Genomic DNA, 18,125 nt, shown 5'->3' on the forward strand with positions numbered 1-18,125 from the left:
AGCTTACCGCTAAAAATCAGGCGGCCCTGTTCCAGTTCAGCCCGCCCGCATCCGTCAGCAGGAAGGCCTCGCCGCAGGCTTTCGCCAGCGTGCGCACGCGCAGGATGTAGCTCTGGCGTTCCGTCACCGATATCACACCGCGCGCATCCAGAAGGTTGAAAACGTGGCTGGCCTTGATGCACTGGTCATAGGCCGGGAACACGCATTTGTGCAGGCGCTGATTGTCGTTATCACCGGGCGCACCGGCGGCGAGAAGCGCCTGGCATTCCTTTTCGGCGTCGATGAAATGGCGATGCAGCATGGCGGTGTCGGCAAATTCGAAATTATGGCGGGAATATTCCTGCTCGGCCTGCAGGAAGACGTCGCCATAGGAAATCTTCTCTTCGCCTTCGCGGCCGTTGAAGTTCAAGTCGTAGACATTGTCGACGCCCTGAACATACATGGCGAGACGCTCCAGACCATAGGTCAACTCGCCCGCAACCGGCGAGCATTCGATGCCGCAGACCTGCTGGAAATAGGTGAACTGCGACACTTCCATGCCGTCGCACCAGCATTCCCAGCCGAGACCCCAGGCGCCGAGTGTCGGGCTTTCCCAGTCGTCTTCGACGAAGCGCACGTCGTGCAGCAGCGGATCGAGGCCGATCGCCTTCAGCGAACCGAGATAGAGTTCTTGAAGGTTGGAAGGGTTGGGCTTCAGGATGACCTGATACTGGTAATAATGCTGCAGGCGGTTGGGGTTTTCGCCGTAACGGCCATCGGACGGGCGGCGAGAAGGCTGCACATAAGCGGCCTTCCACGGCTTCGGTCCAAGCGCACGCAGCGTCGTCGCCGGATGAAACGTGCCCGCGCCCACTTCCATATCGTAGGGCTGCAGCACCGCGCAGCCCTTGTCGGCCCAGTAATTGTGCAGCGTCAGGATCAGCGCCTGAAAGGAACGCTTCGGGTTCATATGGTCGGGAATATCGGTCATTGCAGTCATCGCGGCGTTAGGAGGACAAGTAAGCATTGACTTACTTCGGATGCGGACACGTGCCACGGCATGGCGTGGGGGTCAAGGTTTTATGCGTGGAGACGCAGCCTTACGTCTCATCCTCGCGCTTCACCCGGTATTCGCCGGTTTCCGGATCCTTGATCAGGGTGCCGATGGCGCCGGTTTCGCGTTCCTTTTCGCGCTGTTTCGATTTCGCCGAAAGCTTTTCCGCATCGCGGACAAAGCGGCGGTAAAGGATGACGGATCCCACCACCAGAAGAAGAATTGTAATCAGCTGCGCCATAAGGCCCTATTCCTGCGACATCATAGACCGAAACGCGACCACAATGCCTTTTCTTCGGCGACCTCCGCAAGCCCCGAGACGGCGCCTGCAGCCAGCCTTTCGGCGTTGAGGTCGAGCGCCGCATTTACGCCTGGCACTTTTTTGCCAAACAGCGAGCGTCCGCCGCTGACGAGCTGAAGCTTGACCTTTTCGCCGAAGCGGCGGCGCAAAATCTCCCTCATGTCGCCCAGCCCGTCGATCAGGCCGAGGTCGAGACCGCGCATGCCGGTCCAGAACAGGCCGGAGAAGAGCGTCTCATCGTCCTTCAGTTTCGAGCCGCGACGCATCTTGACCATATCGATGAAAACATTGTGGATTTCGACCTGGAGCGACTTCAGATATTCGATGTCGCCTTCCTTTTCCGGCTGAAAGGGATCGAGGATCGCCTTGTTCTCGCCGGCCGTATAAACGCGGCGCTCCACGCCGATCTTCCGCAGCATTTCCGGGAACCCGAAGCCACCTGAGACGACGCCGATAGAACCGACGATGGAGGTGGGGTCGGCGATGATCTCGTCGCCGGCAAGCGCGATCATGTAGCCGCCGGAGGCAGCCACGTCTTCCACGAAGATCAGGACATTCTTTTCCTTTTCCTCGGCAAGCTGACGGATGCGATTATAGATCATCCGCGCCTGCACCGGCGAGCCGCCGGGAGAGTTGAGCGAAATGGCAACGGCCGGCGCGTCCTTGATGGCAAAGGCTTTTTCAAGCAGCGGCGCATAGGAGGCAAGATTGAGAGCGGGGCGAAACTGGTTACCACCCGCCATGATGGCGCCATGCATGCGCACCACCGGGATGACGAGTTCTTTTTTGCGAAAGCGTTTCGGTACCAGATACTTCAGAAAACCCACAACTCAATCCTCGCAGCAATTGCCTGTTCGTCAGGCATGTATGTATCGCCCGGGAAAACGCAATGGTTTAGGCCCGGCGGAACCGCGATTTTATAGGCCCGGCCTGATTGCCTTTACATTACGGCGATAGGCGGCGCGGCCATTGTTCAGGTCGTCCACGAGGGGTGTGAAGGCGTGGCTGCCGGTCTCATGCATGATGAGCGGCGCCCGGAACGATAATCTCGCCCGCGAGCCCTTGATGGCGGTGACGAGCATACGCACCGCATCCTCGCCGGGGCGCGGATGGATGAGGGTGATCTCCATGCCGCCGAAACGGGCACCGCAGGCGGCAATGATGTCCGCCACCGATTGCGGCCTTGAAATCAGGGAAAGCTGCCCGCCCGGAACCATGATCGCACCAGCCGTCCTGATCCAGTCCTCGAACAGACCCTCCGTCATGGCGTGAGCCTCAGCCTTCAACGCATCCGGCGTGCGGCGATCGCCCGCATCATTATAGGGCGGGTTCATGATGACGTGGTGGAAATAGGCGTCCGGCAACCCAGCTTCGACGCGCGCCTTGGCACGCAGGGTCACATCCGCCTGACATAAGCTGACGCGGGCGGAAAAGGCGGCATTTTCCGGCAATGCGAGACTGCGGCGGGCAAATTCCGCCATTTCCGGCGAGCGCTCGTAGAGTGTCACTTCAGCCTTTTCGAGCCGGGCAGCAACAGCAAAGCCCGCCGCACCCGCGCCCGCACCGAGATCGGCGACCCGGCAGGCGCGCTCATCCGCCACCAGCGAGGCGAGAAGCATGGCGTCCATACCGGCGCGATGGCCCCTGCCCTTGGGCTGGATGATGTGAAACCGGCCCCGGTGAAAGGCGTCGATCGTTTCGGAAATGCCGCCGCCCACTGCCGCTCAAGCCTCTTCGTTGCGCAGCTCGTCGCCCAGCCCGGCATCGATGAGGATGCGGCGGGCCTGATCGGCACGATCCTCTTCAACCAGAAACCGGCGAGGCAGAAGACCGAGCGAACCTTCCAGAATGCTCATCGCCTGATCGGCGACAAGGCAATGGATACCGGCGTCCTTCATCAGGCTTTCGGCGAAGGACAGCAGCACGGCATCGTTGGTACGGATCAGTTCACGCATGGATAGACCTTAAATTCCCATCTTTTTGAATGGCTAGCGGCAATTCGCCCCTTGCCGCGCAAGGCGTCAGTTTTTATTGTCGAATTCAAATTCGAACTGGAGTCCTGTCCCTTGGGCGTCGTCATACCGCTTGAAGAAAGCAAAAACAAACTCGCATCCGTCAAGCCGCTTGTCGACCTGACCCGCCCCGACATGGAACGGGTGAACCAGCTTATCCTTTCCAAGGCGGGTTCCGATGTCCAGATGATACCTGAGGTGGCCAACCATCTCATCTCGTCAGGCGGCAAGCGCCTGCGTCCGATGCTGACGCTCGCTTCGGCCTCGATGTTCGGTTATGAGGGCGACCACCACATCAAGCTCGCCACCAGCGTGGAATTCATGCACACGGCGACGCTTCTGCATGACGACGTGGTGGATGAGAGCGATCTGCGCCGCGGCAAATCCACCGCCCGCACCATCTGGGGCAACCAGGCGAGCGTTCTCGTCGGTGACTTCCTGCTCGGCCAGGCCTTCCGCATGATGGTGGATGTCGGCTCTCTCGATGCTCTCGACGTGCTGTCCACCGCCGCCTCGGTCATCGCCGAGGGCGAGGTGCTGCAGCTTTCGGTCGCCAAGAACATGGAAACGACCGAGGATGATTATCTGCAGGTGATTCGCGCCAAGACGGCCGCCCTTTTTGCAGCGGCGGCGGAAGTCGGCCCGATCGTTGCGAAGACCGACAAGGCGACCCGCAGCGCGCTGAAATCCTACGGCATGAATCTCGGCCTCGCCTTCCAGCTGGTCGACGACGTGCTGGACTACGGCGGCAAGTCCGCCGATCTCGGCAAGAATACCGGTGATGATTTCCGTGAGGGCAAGATCACCCTGCCGGTCATCCTGTCCTATCGCCGCGGCACCCAGGATGAGCGCGCCTTCTGGCGCAACGCCATTGAGAAGGGTGAAAGCAGCGACGAGAACCTTGAAAAGGCGCTGGGCCTGATCACCAAATATAATGGCCTCGGCGATACAATCGGCCGCGCCACGCATTACGGCACCATCGCCCGCGACGCGCTGGCACCCCTGCCGCAGAGCCCATGGAAAAATGCGCTTCTGGAAGTGATCGACTTCTGCATCGAGCGTCTGAACTGACGCCCAAGGCCCGGGCAAACGGCGGATGGACAAGACCATCCCGCCTGATGTCTGGGGGCCAGCTTCTCCGCAAGGCGTGATTGTGGCGTGGGCCATAATTTCTTGCGGGGTTGCTTCAAAAAAGCCATTCTATGGTGACCAAACAATGGAAACTGATTTTTCCGTGCATCTGCACAAAGGCAAAGGTTCCCTCATGCGGCGTAAACCAGCACTCCGTCTTCTCTGCAGCGCGGCTCTTGCCGCCGCTCTCGCAATCGGCGCGGGTGCCAGCCCCGGCTTTGCGGAAACGAAGGCGAAACCGGAAGACAAGGCCGTCACGTTCGATCCCGGCAAGGTGAACACCTTCTCCGGCGCGTTCCTCGCCGGGCGCAATGCCGATGTCGACCAGGACTATCCGACCGCGATTTCGCTTTACAAGAAGGCGCTGGAATTCGATCCGGCCAATACGGAAATCCGCCAGCGGCTGATGATCGCCGAACTCCTGAGCGGCAATTTCGAGGCCGGCGCCAAGATCGCCGATTCGATGAAGGATGACACCTCCGTCGAGCGCGTGACGACCATCGTGCGCGGTCTCGACGCCATCAAGGACAAGGACTTCGCCAAGGCCGAGAAGATCCTGAAATACACGGGTCCCAACGATCTCGACCGCATGGTCAATACGCTTTTGACCGCATGGGCGCGTGCCGGCTCCGGCAAGCCGAAGGAAGCGCTGGCGCTGGTCAACAACATGAAGGGCCCGGGCTGGATCTCGATTTTCCAGAAATACAATGCGGCGGCCATCGCCCTTGTTTCCGGCAACAATGAAGCTGCCCGCAAGAGCCTCAACGAGGCGGTGACGGATCGCGAAGGCGGGGCAACCGCCTCCGACACCTATATGCGCGCCGTGATGGCGCTTGCCCGGCTCGAAGCTTCCGCCGGCAACAAGCAGAAGGCGCTGGACGCGATTGCGGTCGGCGATACTTTCGCGCCGAATTACGCGCCGCTGAAGGCGCTTCGCCAGGCCATCGAGAGTGGTGACAAGCCGGAGCAGCAGATTACCAATGCCGTGGAGGGCGCGGCCAGCGTCATGTTCTCCATCGCCGGTGCCTTGAACCGCGAAGGTGCGGAAGAAATCGTCACGCTTTATTTGCAGACATCGCGCGCGCTCGATCCGAAGAGCCCGGATACGCTCATCCTTCTCGGCGGTCTCTCCGAAGCGCTGAAACAGCCTGACCGCGCCATCGCTTTCTACCGCGAGGTGCCGAAGGATTCGCCGATGTATCGCATTTCCGAGCTGCAGCTCGGACTGACGCTTGCGCAGACGGGCAAGGTGGACGAGGCGCGCAAGCATCTCCAGTCCCTGCTTGAATCCGATCCGAAGGACGTCCGTTCCTATCTCGCTTATGGCAGCGTGCTTTCGGACGCCAAGGATTACCGCGCCATGGCCGAAAACTACGACAAGGCCATCGAGGTGATCGGTGCCGTGCCGCAGAAATCCGACTGGTCGGTGTTCTTCCAGCGCGGCATCGCCTATGAGCGGCTGAAGGAATGGGACAAGGCCGAACCGAATTTCAAGCGGGCATTGGAATTGAACCCCGAGCAGCCGCAGGTGCTGAACTATCTCGGTTATTCCTGGGTGGACAAGGGCATCAATCTCGACGACGGCATGAAGATGATCAGCCGCGCCGTCGAGCTCCGCCCGAATGACGGCTATATCGTCGATTCGCTTGGCTGGGCGCATTATCGCCTCGGTGCTTTCGATGAGGCCGTGACCGAGCTGGAGCGGGCCATCGAACTCAAGGCCGGCGATCCGACGATCAACGACCATCTCGGTGATGCCTACTGGCGCGTCGGCCGCAAAATCGAGGCGGTCTATCAGTGGAATCGCGCCTTGATCAGCGACAGCGACGATGTGGACAAGGCCAAGGTGAACGAAAAGATCGCCAACGGCCTGCCGCCCCTGGAAAAGGATGCCGAAAACACCGCCAAGAAGGAAGTGGCGCCGCCCCCGCCTGCTCCTCCGGCTCCGGCACCGGCCGCCACTCCGGACAAGAAATCCTGACGCGGCATGCGCGTGCATGATGTTTCCGGGGCCATCGAGACAATCGAGGCGGCCCCGGCCAAGATCAATCTGGCGCTGCATGTGACCGGCCAGCGGGCGGATGGTTACCATCTGCTCGAAACGCTGGTGACATTTACGGCAGCCGGCGACGTCATTCGCATTCGCGACGCCGATGCCGACAGTTTCTCCATCTCCGGTCCCTTCGGCGATCTTTTGCGCGCTGGCGATGGTGGCGACAATCTCGTCACCCGCGCCCGAGACCTGCTGCGCGACGCTCTCGTGTCAAGGGGCCAGCCGGCCCGCCCGGTCGCCATTCATCTCGAAAAGAACCTGCCGGTGGCTTCCGGTATCGGCGGCGGCTCGGCGGATGCAGCGGCGACGCTGCGGGGGCTGTTGCGGCACTGGCATGCCGGCATCGATCCGCAAAGGCTCGCCTCCCTCGCGCTTACACTTGGTGCGGATGTGCCAATGTGCCTTGAAAGCCGTTCCCTCATCGCGCGGGGCATCGGCGAGGATATCGAGCCGATCTCGGACCTGCCTGCACTCTTTCTGGTGCTTGCCAATCCTCTGAAGGCCGTCTCGACGCCGGAGATTTTCCGGCGACTGCAGAACAAGGCCAATCCACCGTTGCCGGAGCGGAAAACAGGCGTCTGGATGGATTTTCTTGCGCAAAGCCGCAATGATCTGCAACCGCCTGCGCAGGCACTGCTGCCGGAAATCGGCGAAATCGTCAGGCTGCTGTCGCAGGAAGATGCTGGCCTTGTGCGCATGTCCGGTTCGGGCGCGACCTGTTTCGGGATTTTTCATTCCTTCGAGGCCGCCCAAAAAGCGGAAACATCGCTTCGAAAGAAACGTCCCGGCTGGTATTTTCAGGCGACGCGGACCATTTGAGGACCGGACGTTTATTTCGGGAACGGCCAATTCGAGGACAAGACCATGGCAGGCGAAAGACCCTTCATTCCCCTCGGCATCGCGGTTTTGACCGTTTCGGACAGCCGCACGCTGGAGAATGACAAATCCGGCGATACGCTCGTCGCAAGGCTGGAGGAAGCGGGCCACAGGCTCGCAGCGCGCGCCATCGTGCCTGATGACAGGGCAGCGATTGCCGGCACCGTGCGCGACTGGACGCTCTCTGAAGGCGTGGATGTGGTGATCACCACCGGCGGAACCGGTTTTACCGGCCGCGACGTGACGCCGGAAGCGCTGGAACCGCTGTTCGAAAAGCGCATGGACGGGTTTTCCGCCCTTTTCCACCGCATCTCCTATGACAAGATCGGCACCGCCACCATCCAGTCACGCGCAACCGGCGGCGTAGCGAACGCGACCTTCATCTTCGTGCTGCCCGGCTCGCCGGGTGCGTGCAAGGATGCGTGGGATGGGATTCTCAAGGCTCAACTCGATTATCGCCACTTGCCCTGCAATTTTGTGGAGATCATGCCGAGGCTGGATGAGCATTTGAAGCGTGGGGCTGGTGGCGTTTAGATCAGCGGACCGGAGGTGGGTGGGGCTTTACCCCCCTCTGCCCTGCCGGGCATCTCTCCCTCAAGGGGGGAGATCGACTCGTGGTTGGGTCTCGCCCATCTCAACATTTGTGAATGAAGTGACGGTAGCGCCTCCTGCCGATCTCCCCCCTTGAGGGGGAGATGCCCGGCAGGGCAGAGGGGGGTAAAGCCCCACCCACCTCCGGCTCGCAGACAATGCACGCCTAAAAAACCATCACGCCAGATATTTCTTGAAGAACTCCGTCGTCCGGCCCCAGGCGAGATCGGCAGCCGCCTTGTCGTAGCGCGCCGAAGACGTATCATTGTTGAAGGCGTGGTTGACGCCGTCATAGATGAAGATTTCGAAGGTCTTGCCGTTTTCCTCCAGCGCCTTTTTATAGGCATCGATGCCGGCATTGATGCGCTCATCGAGACCCGCATAGTGCAAGAGCAGCGGCGCCTTGATGGCAGGCACATCGGCCGCCGGGGCCTGCTGGCCGTAATAGGCGACGCCGGCATTCAGGCCCGCCGATTTGGTGGCGAAACGGTTGACCAGCCCGCCGCCCCAGCAGAAACCGACCGCACCGACCTTGCCGTTCGCACCCTGCCTTGCCGCAAGCCACACCCGGCCCGCTTCGGCATTGGCGACCGTTGCGTCCATGTCGAGGCCGCTGAACATTTCCCGCGCCTTGTCCTCATCGGCAGGCGTACCGCCCTGCGGAGAGAGGAAATCAACCGCAAGCGCCCTGAAACCGGCGAGCGCCACCCGTCTTGCCACGTCACGAATATGGTCATTCAGACCACGGTTTTCGTGGATGACGATGACCGAGCCGATGGGACCGGAAACGGATTTCGGCGTAACGAGATAACCCTTCATCTCACCACCGGGGGCGGGATAGGTCACCTCTTCCGCAACGATACCCACATCGTCAGGCGCGACGATGGCCGCACGGGCGCTGTTGGCCGAAAGGAGCGGCGCGATGGCCGCCGCAGCTGCGCCGGACCCGGCAAGCACGGTGAGCTTTTCCATGAATTTGCGGCGGTCGAGGCTGAGATGGGTATATTCATCATAAGCGTCGATCATGGCCTGCGTGATCTTGGGCTTGTCCATCGCTCTATCCTCCTTGAACGCGCGGATGCGGAAGGATAACGCAGATCGCCCCGGGGGGAACGCAGCGGGGGCAAGCGGCGCCACACATTTGCGTGAGCGCCGCGGCCAGGTTTTCACATCAGGCGGCGAGGTCCACGACGATACGGCCGTCGATCTTGCCCTCTTCCATGCGGTGGAAGATATCGTTGATGTTTTCGAGCTTGTCCCAGGAGAAGTGGGCCGCCACCTTGCCTTCGCCGGCGAAGGTCAGCGCTTCTTCCAGATCCTGCCGCGTGCCGACGATGGAGCCGCGCACCGTGATGCGCTTCAGCACCGTGTCGAACACCGGAATGGAGATGAAGCCCGGCGGCAGGCCAACAAGCGCCATGGTGCCCTTGGAGCGCAGGAAGCCGTAAGCCTGCTCCATGGCCTTGGGCGACACCGCCGTCACCAGCGCGCCATGGACGCCGCCGGTCGCCTTCTGCACCTGCTCCACCGCGTCAGGCGCGCGACCATTGACGACGACATCGGCTCCGAGCTTTTTCGCAAGCGCCAGCTTGTCGTCGAAAATATCGGCGGCAACGACATGCATGCCCATGGCCTTGGCATATTGCACGGCCATATGACCGAGGCCGCCAATGCCTGAGATGACCACCCATTCACCGGGCCTGACTTCAGTTTCCTTGAGGCCCTTATAGACGGTGACGCCGGCGCAGAGCACCGGGGCTGCCGGGCCGAATTCCAGATTATCCGGTAGGCGGCCGACGAATTTCGGATCGGCAAGGCCATATTCGGCAAAGCTGCCATTGACGGAATAACCCGAGTTCTGCTGGCTCGGGCAAAGGGTTTCCCAGCCGGTGCGGCACGGAATGCAGCAGCCGCAGGCGGTGTAGAGCCACGGCGTGCCGGCGCGGTCGCCTTCCTTGATGCCGGTGACGCCTGCGCCGATCTTGGCGACATAACCGACGCCTTCATGGCCGGGGATAAAGGGCGGGTTGGGTTTGACCGGCCAGTCGCCCGTTGCGGCGTGCAGGTCGGTGTGGCAAATGCCCGTCGCCTTGTAGTTGATGAGAATTTCACCGGGGCCGGGATCCGGTATCGCCACTTCCTCGATGGTCAGCGGTTTTCCAAACGCGCGGACGACGGCTGCCTTCATTGTCTTAGCCATGACATACTCCCTAATCTCTGCTCGCCTGAAATCCTCGACGGCAGGCAGAGATTAACGGGGATGGGGTCTCATGGAATTGACCTATCGCAAATCGGGTTATTTTAAACGCGCGATTGTCTCACTTATGAGGCAACCTGACGGTGCTGTTTTATTCCAGAGCCAACCAGATGGCGAGCCAGCCCCAGAGGCAGACCAGAAGCGCAAAACCGATGCCGAACAAAGCACCGCGGTGGCGCAGGCGGTTGCTGGTGACATGGACATAGGAATGGGCAAAACGCGAAAGTACGAACAGCCAGGCCAGCACGATGGTGACGATATTGTCCGCATCGGTGATGTAAAGCAGCAGGCAGGCGATGTGAAAGAGGATCGGAAGTTCGAACTGGTTGGCGATATTGCGGTTCACCAGATAGCTTTCCCGCGCTTCCTCGCTCTTGTCACGAAGCCGGATGGCCGATTCGCGATCGGTAAAGGTGTATTTCTTACGCCGGTAAAGCAGCAGCGCGTAAAGCCAGAACACGAGAAAGACATGGGCGATCATCGGCCAGAACATTGCGGTCGTCGGTGACATGCTTTCTCCTCCAATCATGAAAACGCTCCCCGATCCGGCATGAATCGGGGAGCGCCAAATACTCAGTATCCTTTTACGGATTCGCCTCGAAAGATCAAACCGCGCCGGGGTAGTTCGGGCTTTCGCGGGTGATCGTCACGTCATGGGCGTGGCTTTCGCGCAGGCCCGCGCTGGAGATGCGCACGAAGGTGGCGCGTTCCTGGAATTCCTTGATGTTGCTGCCGCCGACATAACCCATGGCAGCCTTCAGGCCACCTGCCAGCTGGTGCAGGACGCCGGAGACCGGACCCTTATAGGGAACCTGACCTTCAATGCCTTCCGGAACGAGCTTCAGCGTGTCGCGCACTTCCGCCTGGAAATAACGGTCTGCCGAACCGCGCGCCATGGCGCCAACGGAGCCCATGCCGCGATAGGCCTTGAAGGAACGGCCCTGATAGAGGAACACTTCGCCCGGGCTTTCATCCGTGCCGGCCAAAAGCGAGCCGATCATGACGGCGGAAGCGCCGGCGGCGATTGCCTTGGCCAGATCGCCCGAGAACTTGATGCCGCCATCGGCGATGACGGGGATATCAGCCGCATTGGCGACTTCGACCGACGACATGATGGCAGCGAGCTGCGGAACGCCGACACCGGCGACGATGCGGGTGGTGCAGATGGAGCCGGGGCCGATACCGACCTTGACGCCATCGGCGCCGGCATCGATCAGCGCCTTGGTGCCATCGGCGGTGGCGACATTGCCGGCGATGATGCGAACCGAGTTCGACATCTTCTTGACCTGCGAGACGGCATCCAGCACGCGCTGCGAATGGCCGTGCGCGGTATCGACGACCAGAAGGTCGACGCCGGCATCGATGAGACGCTCGGCGCGCTCGATGGCGTCAGCACCGACGCTGATGGCGGCAGCGGCGCGAAGACGACCCTGCGCATCCTTGGTGGCGTTGGGGTTCAGCTGCGACTTTTCGATGTCCTTGACGGTGATGAGGCCGACGCAATTGCCCTTTCCATCCACCACCAGCAGTTTTTCAATGCGGTGCTTGTGCAGCAGGCGGCGCGCTTCCTGCTGATCGACGCTGCTTTCCTTGACCGTGACCAGGTTTTCGCGGGTCATCAGTTCGTAGATCTTCTGCTGCGGATCGGAGGCGAAGCGGACGTCGCGGTTGGTCAGAATCCCGACGAGGCGGCCGTTCTTGTGGCCGCCGGAACCGCCGTTTTCAACCACAGGAATACCGGAAATGCCGTGCGCCTTCATCAGCGCCTGTGCTTCAGCGAGCGTCGCATCCGGGCCGATGGTGACCGGGTTGACGACCATGCCGCTTTCGAACTTCTTCACCTGCCGGACTTCTTCGGCCTGCTCGATGGGGGTCAGGTTGCGGTGGATGACGCCGATGCCGCCGGCCTGGGCCATGGCGATGGCAAGGCGGCCTTCCGTGACCGTATCCATGGCCGAAGACAGGATCGGCAGGTTCAGATCGATATCACGGGCGATGCGGGTGGCGATATTCGTCTGTCCCGGCATGACTTCGGAATGCCCGGGCTGCAGCAACACATCGTCAAATGTGAGAGCGTCCAAACCAGTGGGTGTTTGAATGATGCGTGCCATGACCAAATTCCTTCATAATGAAAATGCGTGGCCGTTCCGGAACGAAAAGTTCACCCCGGCGCCCTGCAAGGATTGCTTGGAAGTTGGCGAGGGCTGGTAACACGTTCATGACAGGAAGGGAATAGAAAAAACCCGGAATTGCCTTCCGGGCTTTCTTTGTTGCTGCATTGCAGCAGATATCAGATGTCGAACTGATAGGATTTCGGCACGAAACGATACCCCGTATCCAGCTTTTCCGCGTAGCCGACAGAAGGGAAAGGCATGTGATAGCCAAGGAAGGCCAGCCGGTCGGTGGCGATCATGTCGTAGACCTTCCTGCGGGTCGCTGCCGCTGCCGCCTTGTCCATGTCGAACTTTACCTCCCAGTCCGGCCTCTGCAGCGAAAGGACAAAATGGTTGGCCGTATCCGCCGTCAGGATCAGCTGTCTGCCTTCCGATTCGACCCGGAAGATCATGTGCCCCGGCGAATGGCCGAAAGCCGCAATGCCGGTAATACCGGAGACCACATCGGCACCATCGCCGATGAAGGTCGCCTTTTCCGCCAGCGGCTTGACGTTGGCGATGACGCCCTTGTGGCCGCCTTCGGCAGGCGTGCCCACGCGCTTCTCATCCGTCCAGAAATCATATTCCGCCTGGCCGACCACATAACGCGCCTTCGAAAAGGCCGGTGCGCCTTTTTCCATCAGTCCGCCGATGTGGTCGCCGTGCATGTGGGTCAGCACCACCACGGTTACATCCTCCGGCGTGTAACCGGCAGCCGCCATGCCTTCGATCAGGCGGCCATTGCCCGCGCCGCGGCCGGCCTCGCCAAAACCGGTGTCGAACAGCACGAGGTCCGTGCCGGTGTTGACGAGGACCGGCGAGAAGGAATTGACGAATTGGTCCTTCGGCAGAAAATTATCGTCCAGAAGCTTGCCGACGGTTTCCGCCGACTGGTCCGTGCCGAAGGTCTCGCCGGGATTGGGCGCGGCGCGGGCGCCATCCTTCACCACCAGCACCTCGAAATTGCCGAGCTTGAAGCGATTGGTTTCCGGCGGCATGGCGTGTTTGATCTCCATGGAGGTTTGCGGCTGGTTTGTCTGGGCCGTTGCGGTGCGCGCCATCAACAGCGGCGCGCCGAGGATGCTTGCACCGGCCGCACCAATGAGGCCGCGCCTGCTCATGTTCAAGGATTGGGTCATCATCTTGTCTCCGATAGCGCCAACTGGCCATGATCGCCAACTGAACTGTGCCCAACGGACAATAGAGCGAGAAAGTTGCAAGGAAACCGGCCTCACGCAGGTTTGATCGGAACTTGAGAAATTGATAATTAACGTGTTGGCAAGCCCGCTTATCAGGCGTAGGAGGAACGGCGATATCCTTTGTCGCAGCGGAAAGCCGCAGGCAGCCTCATGAACCGCATCATTCCCCTCATCCTGGCAGTCGCTCTCTTCATGGAGCAGATGGACTCCACCGTCATTGCGACCTCGCTTCCGGCGATTGCAGCCGACCTCAATGTCGGCCCGATCACGCTCAAGCTCGCGCTGACGGCCTATATGGTGTCTCTGGCGATCTTCATTCCGATCAGCGGCTGGATGGCCGACAAATATGGCGCTAAGAAAATCTTCCGTTTCGCCATCGGCGTCTTCGTTGTCGGGTCCATCTGCTGCGCGGTGTCGTCGTCGGTATTCGAATTCGTGCTCTCGCGCTTCCTGCAAGGCATGGGCGGTGCAATGATGACACCTGTCGGCCGTCTCGTTCTTCTGCGGACAACAAAGCGGACCGAGCTCGTCTCCGCCATGGCGCTGTTGACGATACCGGCGCTTGTCGGCCCGCTCACCGGTCCGCCGATCGGCGGTTTCATCACCACCTATTTTTCATGGCACTGGATTTTCCTGATCAACGTGCCCATCGGCGTCATCGGCATCTGGCTGTCGACGATCTTCCTGCCGGAAATCGAAACCACCAATCCGCCGCCGATGGACGGCAAGGGTTTCGTGTTATCCGGCATTGCCGCCTCGGGCGTTGTCTTCGGCGTATCGGTCGTCAGCCTTCCGGCATTGCCGCCCGCCATCGGCATCGCCTCGACGATCATCGGGTTTATCTGCGGTTTTCTTTACCTGCGCCACGCCGCCCGTCACCCCGCCCCGATTCTGGACTTTCGCATTTTTCAGAATGCGACCTTCCGGGCGGCCTCCGTTGGCGGCACCATTTTCCGCATCTCGACGGGCGCCATCCCGTTCCTGATGCCGCTGATGCTGCAGATCGGTTTCGGGCTCAACCCGTTCCAATCCGGCATGATCACTTTTGCGGGCGCGATTGGCGCTATCACCACCAAATTCATGGCCAAGCGCGTCTTTGCGGCAACGGGGTTCCGATCGACGCTGATCGGGGCCGGCATCGTCGGCGCCTGCACCACGCTCGCCAACAGTTTCTTCACGCCTGAGACCCCCTACCCGCTGATCATGATCTTTCTGGTCACGGCGGGATTTGCCCGGTCATTCTTCTTCACCGGGTCGAACGCGCTCAGCTATTCCGATATTGAAGACAGCCAGGCAAGTCAGGCGACCTCGATGGCCTCGGTGATGCAGCAGATCAGCCTGGCGCTTGGCGTGGCTTTCGCCGCTTCCATTCTGGAAGTCAGCAGCATGATGTCCGGCACGCATCTTCAGCTTGCCGATTTCCACATCGCCTTCACCATCGTGGCGCTGGTGTCGCTGTTTGCCATCGTTCCGATCATCCGCATGGACGCACAGGCGGGAGCGGCCGTCTCCGGCCACCGCGGCAAGGTTTCGCAACCGGCGGAATGATCAGTCTTCGGCGGCCTCAGTGGCGTCCGCATCGATTTGCGGCTCGCCCTTGCGGCCCTTGAAGTGCTTGGCAAGCAGGAACATTTCGACCGATTCCGAGCGCGACGAGGCAGGTTTGATGTGCAGGACCTGCTTGAAGTTCTTCTTCAGCATGTCCAGCAGGGCCTTTTCCGTGCCGCCCTGGAAGGTCTTGGCAAGGAAATGGCCACCTTCCGCCAGCACCTGAACCGCGAAATCGGCAGCGACTTCACACAGATGCATGGTGCGGATGTGGTCGGTCTTCTGGTGGCCCGTGGTTGGCGCCGCCATGTCGGACAGCACCAGATCGGGCGTGCCGCCGACGGCCTCCATCAGCTTTTCGGGTGCGGAGGGGTCAAGGAAGTCGAGCTGCAAAATTTTGACGCCGGGAATGGGATCGATCTCGAGGAAATCGATGGCGGCGACGCGAATATCGTCCTCGGTGGAATCCGTCACCTTCGAAGCGATCTGCGACCAGCTTCCGGGTGCCGCACCAAGGTCAATGATGCGGGTCGCATCCTTCAATATCTGGTGCTTGTCGTTGATTTCCAGAAGCTTGAAGGCGGCGCGGGCGCGATAGCCCTCAAGCTTGGCGCGCTGGACGTAGGGGTCATTGATATGACGTTCAAGCCAACGGCGCGATGAGGCCTTGAGTTTGGTCTTCTTGACCTTCTGGCCGATCTTTCGGCCGGTGCGATTGGTGCTTGTGGGCGCCTTGCTCATGTCAAACCTTCCGTCCTGTCCTGCCGTGCCATCTGCATGCGCCTTATGCGGTTGCGCCGCCATGCGCCGTCATCCGCCATCATATCCGTCAGCAGGCCCTCGCGCAGACCGCGATCGGCCACGCGCATGCGGCGCGACGGCCAGCGGCGGCGAATGGCCTCGAGGATAGCACAACCGGCCAGAACCAGATCGGCCCGATCAGGACCGATGCAGGCATTGGCGGCGCGGCCGGCGAAATCCCATGCCAAAAGCTTGTCCTGCATGGCCGTCACCTCGGCGTCGGAAAGCCAGAGACCATCCACCTTGCGGCGATCATATCGCGGCAGGTCGAGATGAACGCCCGCAAGCGTCGTTACCGTACCCGAGGTCCCGATGAGATGAAAATCCTCATGATGCAATTGCGGCGCCAGAGGCGGGCAATGGAACGCATCGAGCAGCCCCTCGACTTCCCGCACCATGGCCGCGAAGACATCAGGCGTCACATCGCGGCCGCCATGGCGTTCAGAGAGCGTGACGACGCCGACCGGAAGCGATGTCCAGTGCGTGATATGGTTGGCGAGCCGGTTGGAACGGTTTTCACCGACCTTGATGACCGCGATTTCCGACGATCCGCCGCCGATATCGAACAGCACGACCGAACGCGCCTCGCGCCCGACAAGCGAGGCGCAGCCCGATACCGCAAGGCGGGCTTCCGTCTCGCGGCTGATGATTTCAAGCCTGAGCCCGGTTTCGCGGGTGACCCGCTCCAGAAACGCCTCGCCATTGGATGCGGCCCGGCAGGCTTCGGTGGCGATCAGCCGCATTCGCCTGATCGGGCGACCGGCAAGTTTCGAAGAGCAAACCTTGAGGGCCTCCACCGCGCGGTCCATCGCATCGTCGGAAAGGCGACCGCTCGACACCAGGCCCTCGCCCAGCCGGACGATGCGCGAAAAGGCGTCAACGACCCGGAACTGGCCGGGCCGTGTCGGCTGCGCAATCAGCAGGCGGCAATTATTGGTGCCGAGATCGAGCGCCGCATACATATCCGTCGCCGGTTCCGCGCCATGATCGTGCTGGCGCGTGGCGTGACGGGCAGAGATTTCAGATTGTTGACGATGCGGTTCCTGAGCCGCCCCATTGGCACGGCCATTCTGCTTGCCGACATGCCGCGGCGCGTGCGAGGGGACGAGCGGCCTGCCCTGCGGATCGCGACCGCGTGGATCGCGATGAGCCCGCTTGCGGTTGCGCGACTTGCGACCGCCACCTGGATGCACCGGGGATGGGTTGGTAACATCGGGTACGGTTGAGGCCTGCACCTGCTCGCCGGGCGCAGACGGCGTCTGCTGTGAAGCGCCTTTGCCGCGAGAACGACGGCGGCGCTTTCTCTTGCGCGGTTCTGCATCCGGCTCGAGAGCCGATACATGAGGGGAACCGGCCGGAACATCTGCGGCAACATCATGCGACAACACAGCAGCGTCACGGGGCTTACCGTCACGCTTGTGTTTCTTGCCACGACGGGATCGCTTCGCTTTCCCTTTGTTTGCCACCGACGCCCCTTGGTCCGACGGCTTTGGGCCGTTTCCGGGGTCGATCACTATCTTGTCCATTTCGCCGCGCACAAGCGTAGACGCTATGCTGCTGGCTTTCATAAGGTTTCGTTGGGCCGACAATACCAGCGCAAGAGATTTTAGCCAAATGGTTTTTGGGGGGCTGAAAACGGCAGGGGGTTCACGCGCCAGCAGAGGCTGTGCGCGGGCTGGCAAAATCGCGGCAATGATTTCTGGGGATTTTCGGGAACCGTGAAACGGGAAAATACTCCCATCTCCCGGTAAGTCCTTGTAGCATTTGAACTTATCGGGAGAAGGGAATGGTACGGTTGAGTGGGGTCGAACCACCGACCTCAGGTGCCACAAACCTGCGCTCTAACCAACTGAGCTACAACCGCACATGAAACGCCGAAGCGGCGTCACGGGGGGTGACATAAAAGGAGTTTCCCCCATTTGCAAGTGCCTCATTGAATTTTGCGAAAAAAGGCATCGAAAGGCAAGTGCTTTTCATACCGTGGAGCCTGATGGCAGGTGGCGGCCGGGGGTGTCGCACGTCATTGGCAAGGGGCTGGCCGCGGGCCTGTTCATGTTAACTCTGTTTGGCGATTCATCCGCCGGATGGTGGACCGCGCCGCGCTGTGAAGTTATTTAAAATTCTGTTAACGTGGTGCCTCAGCGGGTTTACGTTTCAGCTTCATGAGGAA

Annotated in this window: 17 protein-coding genes and 1 tRNA gene; 5 read left to right on the forward strand and 13 right to left on the reverse strand. The window is 60.8% G+C overall.

Annotation, left to right across the window (positions count from 1 at the left end; genetic code table 11):
- Positions 1 to 16: 16 nt before the first annotated feature.
- The 5 genes from AC1ROR_RS10085 to AC1ROR_RS10105 form a co-directional block, all read right to left on the reverse strand.
- Positions 17 to 979, reverse strand: coding sequence for a glycine--tRNA ligase subunit alpha (locus tag AC1ROR_RS10085; RefSeq protein ID WP_035218800.1), 963 nt, complete (start codon positions 977 to 979; stop codon positions 17 to 19).
- Positions 980 to 1,079: 100 nt separating this feature from the next.
- Complete coding sequence (locus AC1ROR_RS10090; protein WP_020813606.1) at positions 1,080 to 1,274, reverse strand: NfeD family protein; 195 nt, start codon at positions 1,272 to 1,274, stop codon at positions 1,080 to 1,082.
- Positions 1,275 to 1,294: 20 nt separating this feature from the next.
- Positions 1,295 to 2,161, reverse strand: a complete 867-nt coding sequence (locus tag AC1ROR_RS10095; protein ID WP_498589327.1) for a S49 family peptidase — start codon at positions 2,159 to 2,161, stop codon at positions 1,295 to 1,297.
- 90 nt (positions 2,162 to 2,251) lie between these two features.
- Positions 2,252 to 3,052, reverse strand: coding sequence for a tRNA1(Val) (adenine(37)-N6)-methyltransferase (locus tag AC1ROR_RS10100; protein WP_498589328.1), 801 nt, complete (start codon positions 3,050 to 3,052; stop codon positions 2,252 to 2,254).
- 6 nt (positions 3,053 to 3,058) lie between these two features.
- Positions 3,059 to 3,289 (reverse strand): putative signal transducing protein, encoded by a 231-nt coding sequence (locus AC1ROR_RS10105; RefSeq protein WP_004432735.1) that lies wholly within the window; start codon positions 3,287 to 3,289, stop codon positions 3,059 to 3,061.
- 111 nt (positions 3,290 to 3,400) lie between these two features.
- On the opposite strand from AC1ROR_RS10105, the gene AC1ROR_RS10110 reads away from it, so the two are divergent.
- From AC1ROR_RS10110 to moaB, 4 genes are all read left to right on the forward strand, one after another.
- Positions 3,401 to 4,417 (forward strand): polyprenyl synthetase family protein, encoded by a 1,017-nt coding sequence (locus AC1ROR_RS10110; protein WP_035219036.1) that lies wholly within the window; start codon positions 3,401 to 3,403, stop codon positions 4,415 to 4,417.
- A gap of 193 nt (positions 4,418 to 4,610) precedes the next feature.
- A complete protein-coding gene (locus tag AC1ROR_RS10115; RefSeq protein ID WP_498589591.1) occupies positions 4,611 to 6,458 on the forward strand; it encodes a tetratricopeptide repeat protein in 1,848 nt (615 codons plus the stop codon).
- Positions 6,459 to 6,464: 6 nt separating this feature from the next.
- Positions 6,465 to 7,349, forward strand: a complete 885-nt coding sequence (locus AC1ROR_RS10120; protein ID WP_498589329.1) for a 4-(cytidine 5'-diphospho)-2-C-methyl-D-erythritol kinase — start codon at positions 6,465 to 6,467, stop codon at positions 7,347 to 7,349.
- 45 nt (positions 7,350 to 7,394) lie between these two features.
- Complete coding sequence (gene moaB / locus AC1ROR_RS10125) at positions 7,395 to 7,940, forward strand: molybdenum cofactor biosynthesis protein B (RefSeq protein ID WP_080833534.1); 546 nt, start codon at positions 7,395 to 7,397, stop codon at positions 7,938 to 7,940.
- 234 nt (positions 7,941 to 8,174) lie between these two features.
- Here moaB and AC1ROR_RS10130 read toward each other — a convergent pair whose 3' ends face one another.
- The 5 genes from AC1ROR_RS10130 to AC1ROR_RS10150 form a co-directional block, all read right to left on the reverse strand.
- A complete protein-coding gene (locus AC1ROR_RS10130) occupies positions 8,175 to 9,050 on the reverse strand; it encodes a dienelactone hydrolase family protein (protein ID WP_498589330.1) in 876 nt (291 codons plus the stop codon).
- A gap of 118 nt (positions 9,051 to 9,168) precedes the next feature.
- Positions 9,169 to 10,197: an alcohol dehydrogenase AdhP gene (gene adhP / locus AC1ROR_RS10135; protein ID WP_035218816.1), complete on the reverse strand. Its 1,029-nt coding sequence runs from the start codon at positions 10,195 to 10,197 to the stop codon at positions 9,169 to 9,171.
- A 148-nt stretch (positions 10,198 to 10,345) separates the two neighbouring features.
- Complete coding sequence (locus tag AC1ROR_RS10140) at positions 10,346 to 10,747, reverse strand: MAPEG family protein (protein WP_498589592.1); 402 nt, start codon at positions 10,745 to 10,747, stop codon at positions 10,346 to 10,348.
- Between the two features lie 112 nt (positions 10,748 to 10,859).
- Positions 10,860 to 12,365 (reverse strand): IMP dehydrogenase, encoded by a 1,506-nt coding sequence (guaB, locus tag AC1ROR_RS10145; protein WP_004432717.1) that lies wholly within the window; start codon positions 12,363 to 12,365, stop codon positions 10,860 to 10,862.
- 179 nt (positions 12,366 to 12,544) lie between these two features.
- Positions 12,545 to 13,546, reverse strand: a complete 1,002-nt coding sequence (locus AC1ROR_RS10150) for an MBL fold metallo-hydrolase (protein ID WP_498589331.1) — start codon at positions 13,544 to 13,546, stop codon at positions 12,545 to 12,547.
- 210 nt (positions 13,547 to 13,756) lie between these two features.
- Between AC1ROR_RS10150 and AC1ROR_RS10155 the strand changes: the two genes are divergently transcribed.
- Positions 13,757 to 15,154 carry an MDR family MFS transporter gene (locus AC1ROR_RS10155; protein WP_035218821.1) on the forward strand — a complete coding sequence of 466 codons (1,398 nt, stop codon included), beginning with the start codon at positions 13,757 to 13,759 and terminating at the stop codon, positions 15,152 to 15,154.
- Here the strand turns inward: AC1ROR_RS10155 and AC1ROR_RS10160 are convergent, their stop codons facing one another.
- From AC1ROR_RS10160 to AC1ROR_RS10170, 3 genes are all read right to left on the reverse strand, one after another.
- Positions 15,155 to 15,895 (reverse strand): RlmE family RNA methyltransferase, encoded by a 741-nt coding sequence (locus AC1ROR_RS10160; protein ID WP_035218824.1) that lies wholly within the window; start codon positions 15,893 to 15,895, stop codon positions 15,155 to 15,157.
- Entirely contained in the window at positions 15,892 to 17,523 is a 1,632-nt protein-coding gene (locus AC1ROR_RS10165; protein ID WP_498589332.1) for a Ppx/GppA phosphatase family protein, read from the reverse strand. Before AC1ROR_RS10165 ends, AC1ROR_RS10160 begins: the two co-directional genes overlap by 4 nt.
- Before the next feature lie 219 nt (positions 17,524 to 17,742).
- A tRNA-His gene (locus tag AC1ROR_RS10170) sits at positions 17,743 to 17,819 on the reverse strand.
- Positions 17,820 to 18,125: the final 306 nt, after the last annotated feature.

The sequence above is a fragment of the Agrobacterium sp. GW821-FHT14E08 genome (genome assembly GCF_058803865.1).

Excerpts from the sequence above, each read along its gene's own strand:
- AC1ROR_RS10160 (WP_035218824.1), bottom strand. The coding sequence starts at position 15,895 with ATGAGCAAGGCGCCCACAAGCACCAATCGCACCGGCCGAAAGATCGGC.
- AC1ROR_RS10165 (WP_498589332.1), bottom strand. The coding sequence starts at position 17,523 with ATGAAAGCCAGCAGCATAGCGTCTACGCTTGTGCGCGGCGAAATGGAC.
- AC1ROR_RS10155 (WP_035218821.1), top strand. The coding sequence starts at position 13,757 with ATGAACCGCATCATTCCCCTCATCCTGGCAGTCGCTCTCTTCATGGAG.
- AC1ROR_RS10150 (WP_498589331.1), bottom strand. The coding sequence starts at position 13,546 with ATGACCCAATCCTTGAACATGAGCAGGCGCGGCCTCATTGGTGCGGCC.
- adhP (WP_035218816.1), bottom strand. The coding sequence starts at position 10,197 with ATGGCTAAGACAATGAAGGCAGCCGTCGTCCGCGCGTTTGGAAAACCG.
- AC1ROR_RS10120 (WP_498589329.1), top strand. The coding sequence starts at position 6,465 with ATGCGCGTGCATGATGTTTCCGGGGCCATCGAGACAATCGAGGCGGCC.
- AC1ROR_RS10130 (WP_498589330.1), bottom strand. The coding sequence starts at position 9,050 with ATGGACAAGCCCAAGATCACGCAGGCCATGATCGACGCTTATGATGAA.
- moaB (WP_080833534.1), top strand. The coding sequence starts at position 7,395 with ATGGCAGGCGAAAGACCCTTCATTCCCCTCGGCATCGCGGTTTTGACC.
- AC1ROR_RS10085 (WP_035218800.1), bottom strand. The coding sequence starts at position 979 with ATGACTGCAATGACCGATATTCCCGACCATATGAACCCGAAGCGTTCC.
- AC1ROR_RS10105 (WP_004432735.1), bottom strand. The coding sequence starts at position 3,289 with ATGCGTGAACTGATCCGTACCAACGATGCCGTGCTGCTGTCCTTCGCC.
- AC1ROR_RS10090 (WP_020813606.1), bottom strand. The coding sequence starts at position 1,274 with ATGGCGCAGCTGATTACAATTCTTCTTCTGGTGGTGGGATCCGTCATC.
- guaB (WP_004432717.1), bottom strand. The coding sequence starts at position 12,365 with ATGGCACGCATCATTCAAACACCCACTGGTTTGGACGCTCTCACATTT.
- AC1ROR_RS10140 (WP_498589592.1), bottom strand. The coding sequence starts at position 10,747 with ATGTTCTGGCCGATGATCGCCCATGTCTTTCTCGTGTTCTGGCTTTAC.
- AC1ROR_RS10115 (WP_498589591.1), top strand. The coding sequence starts at position 4,611 with ATGCGGCGTAAACCAGCACTCCGTCTTCTCTGCAGCGCGGCTCTTGCC.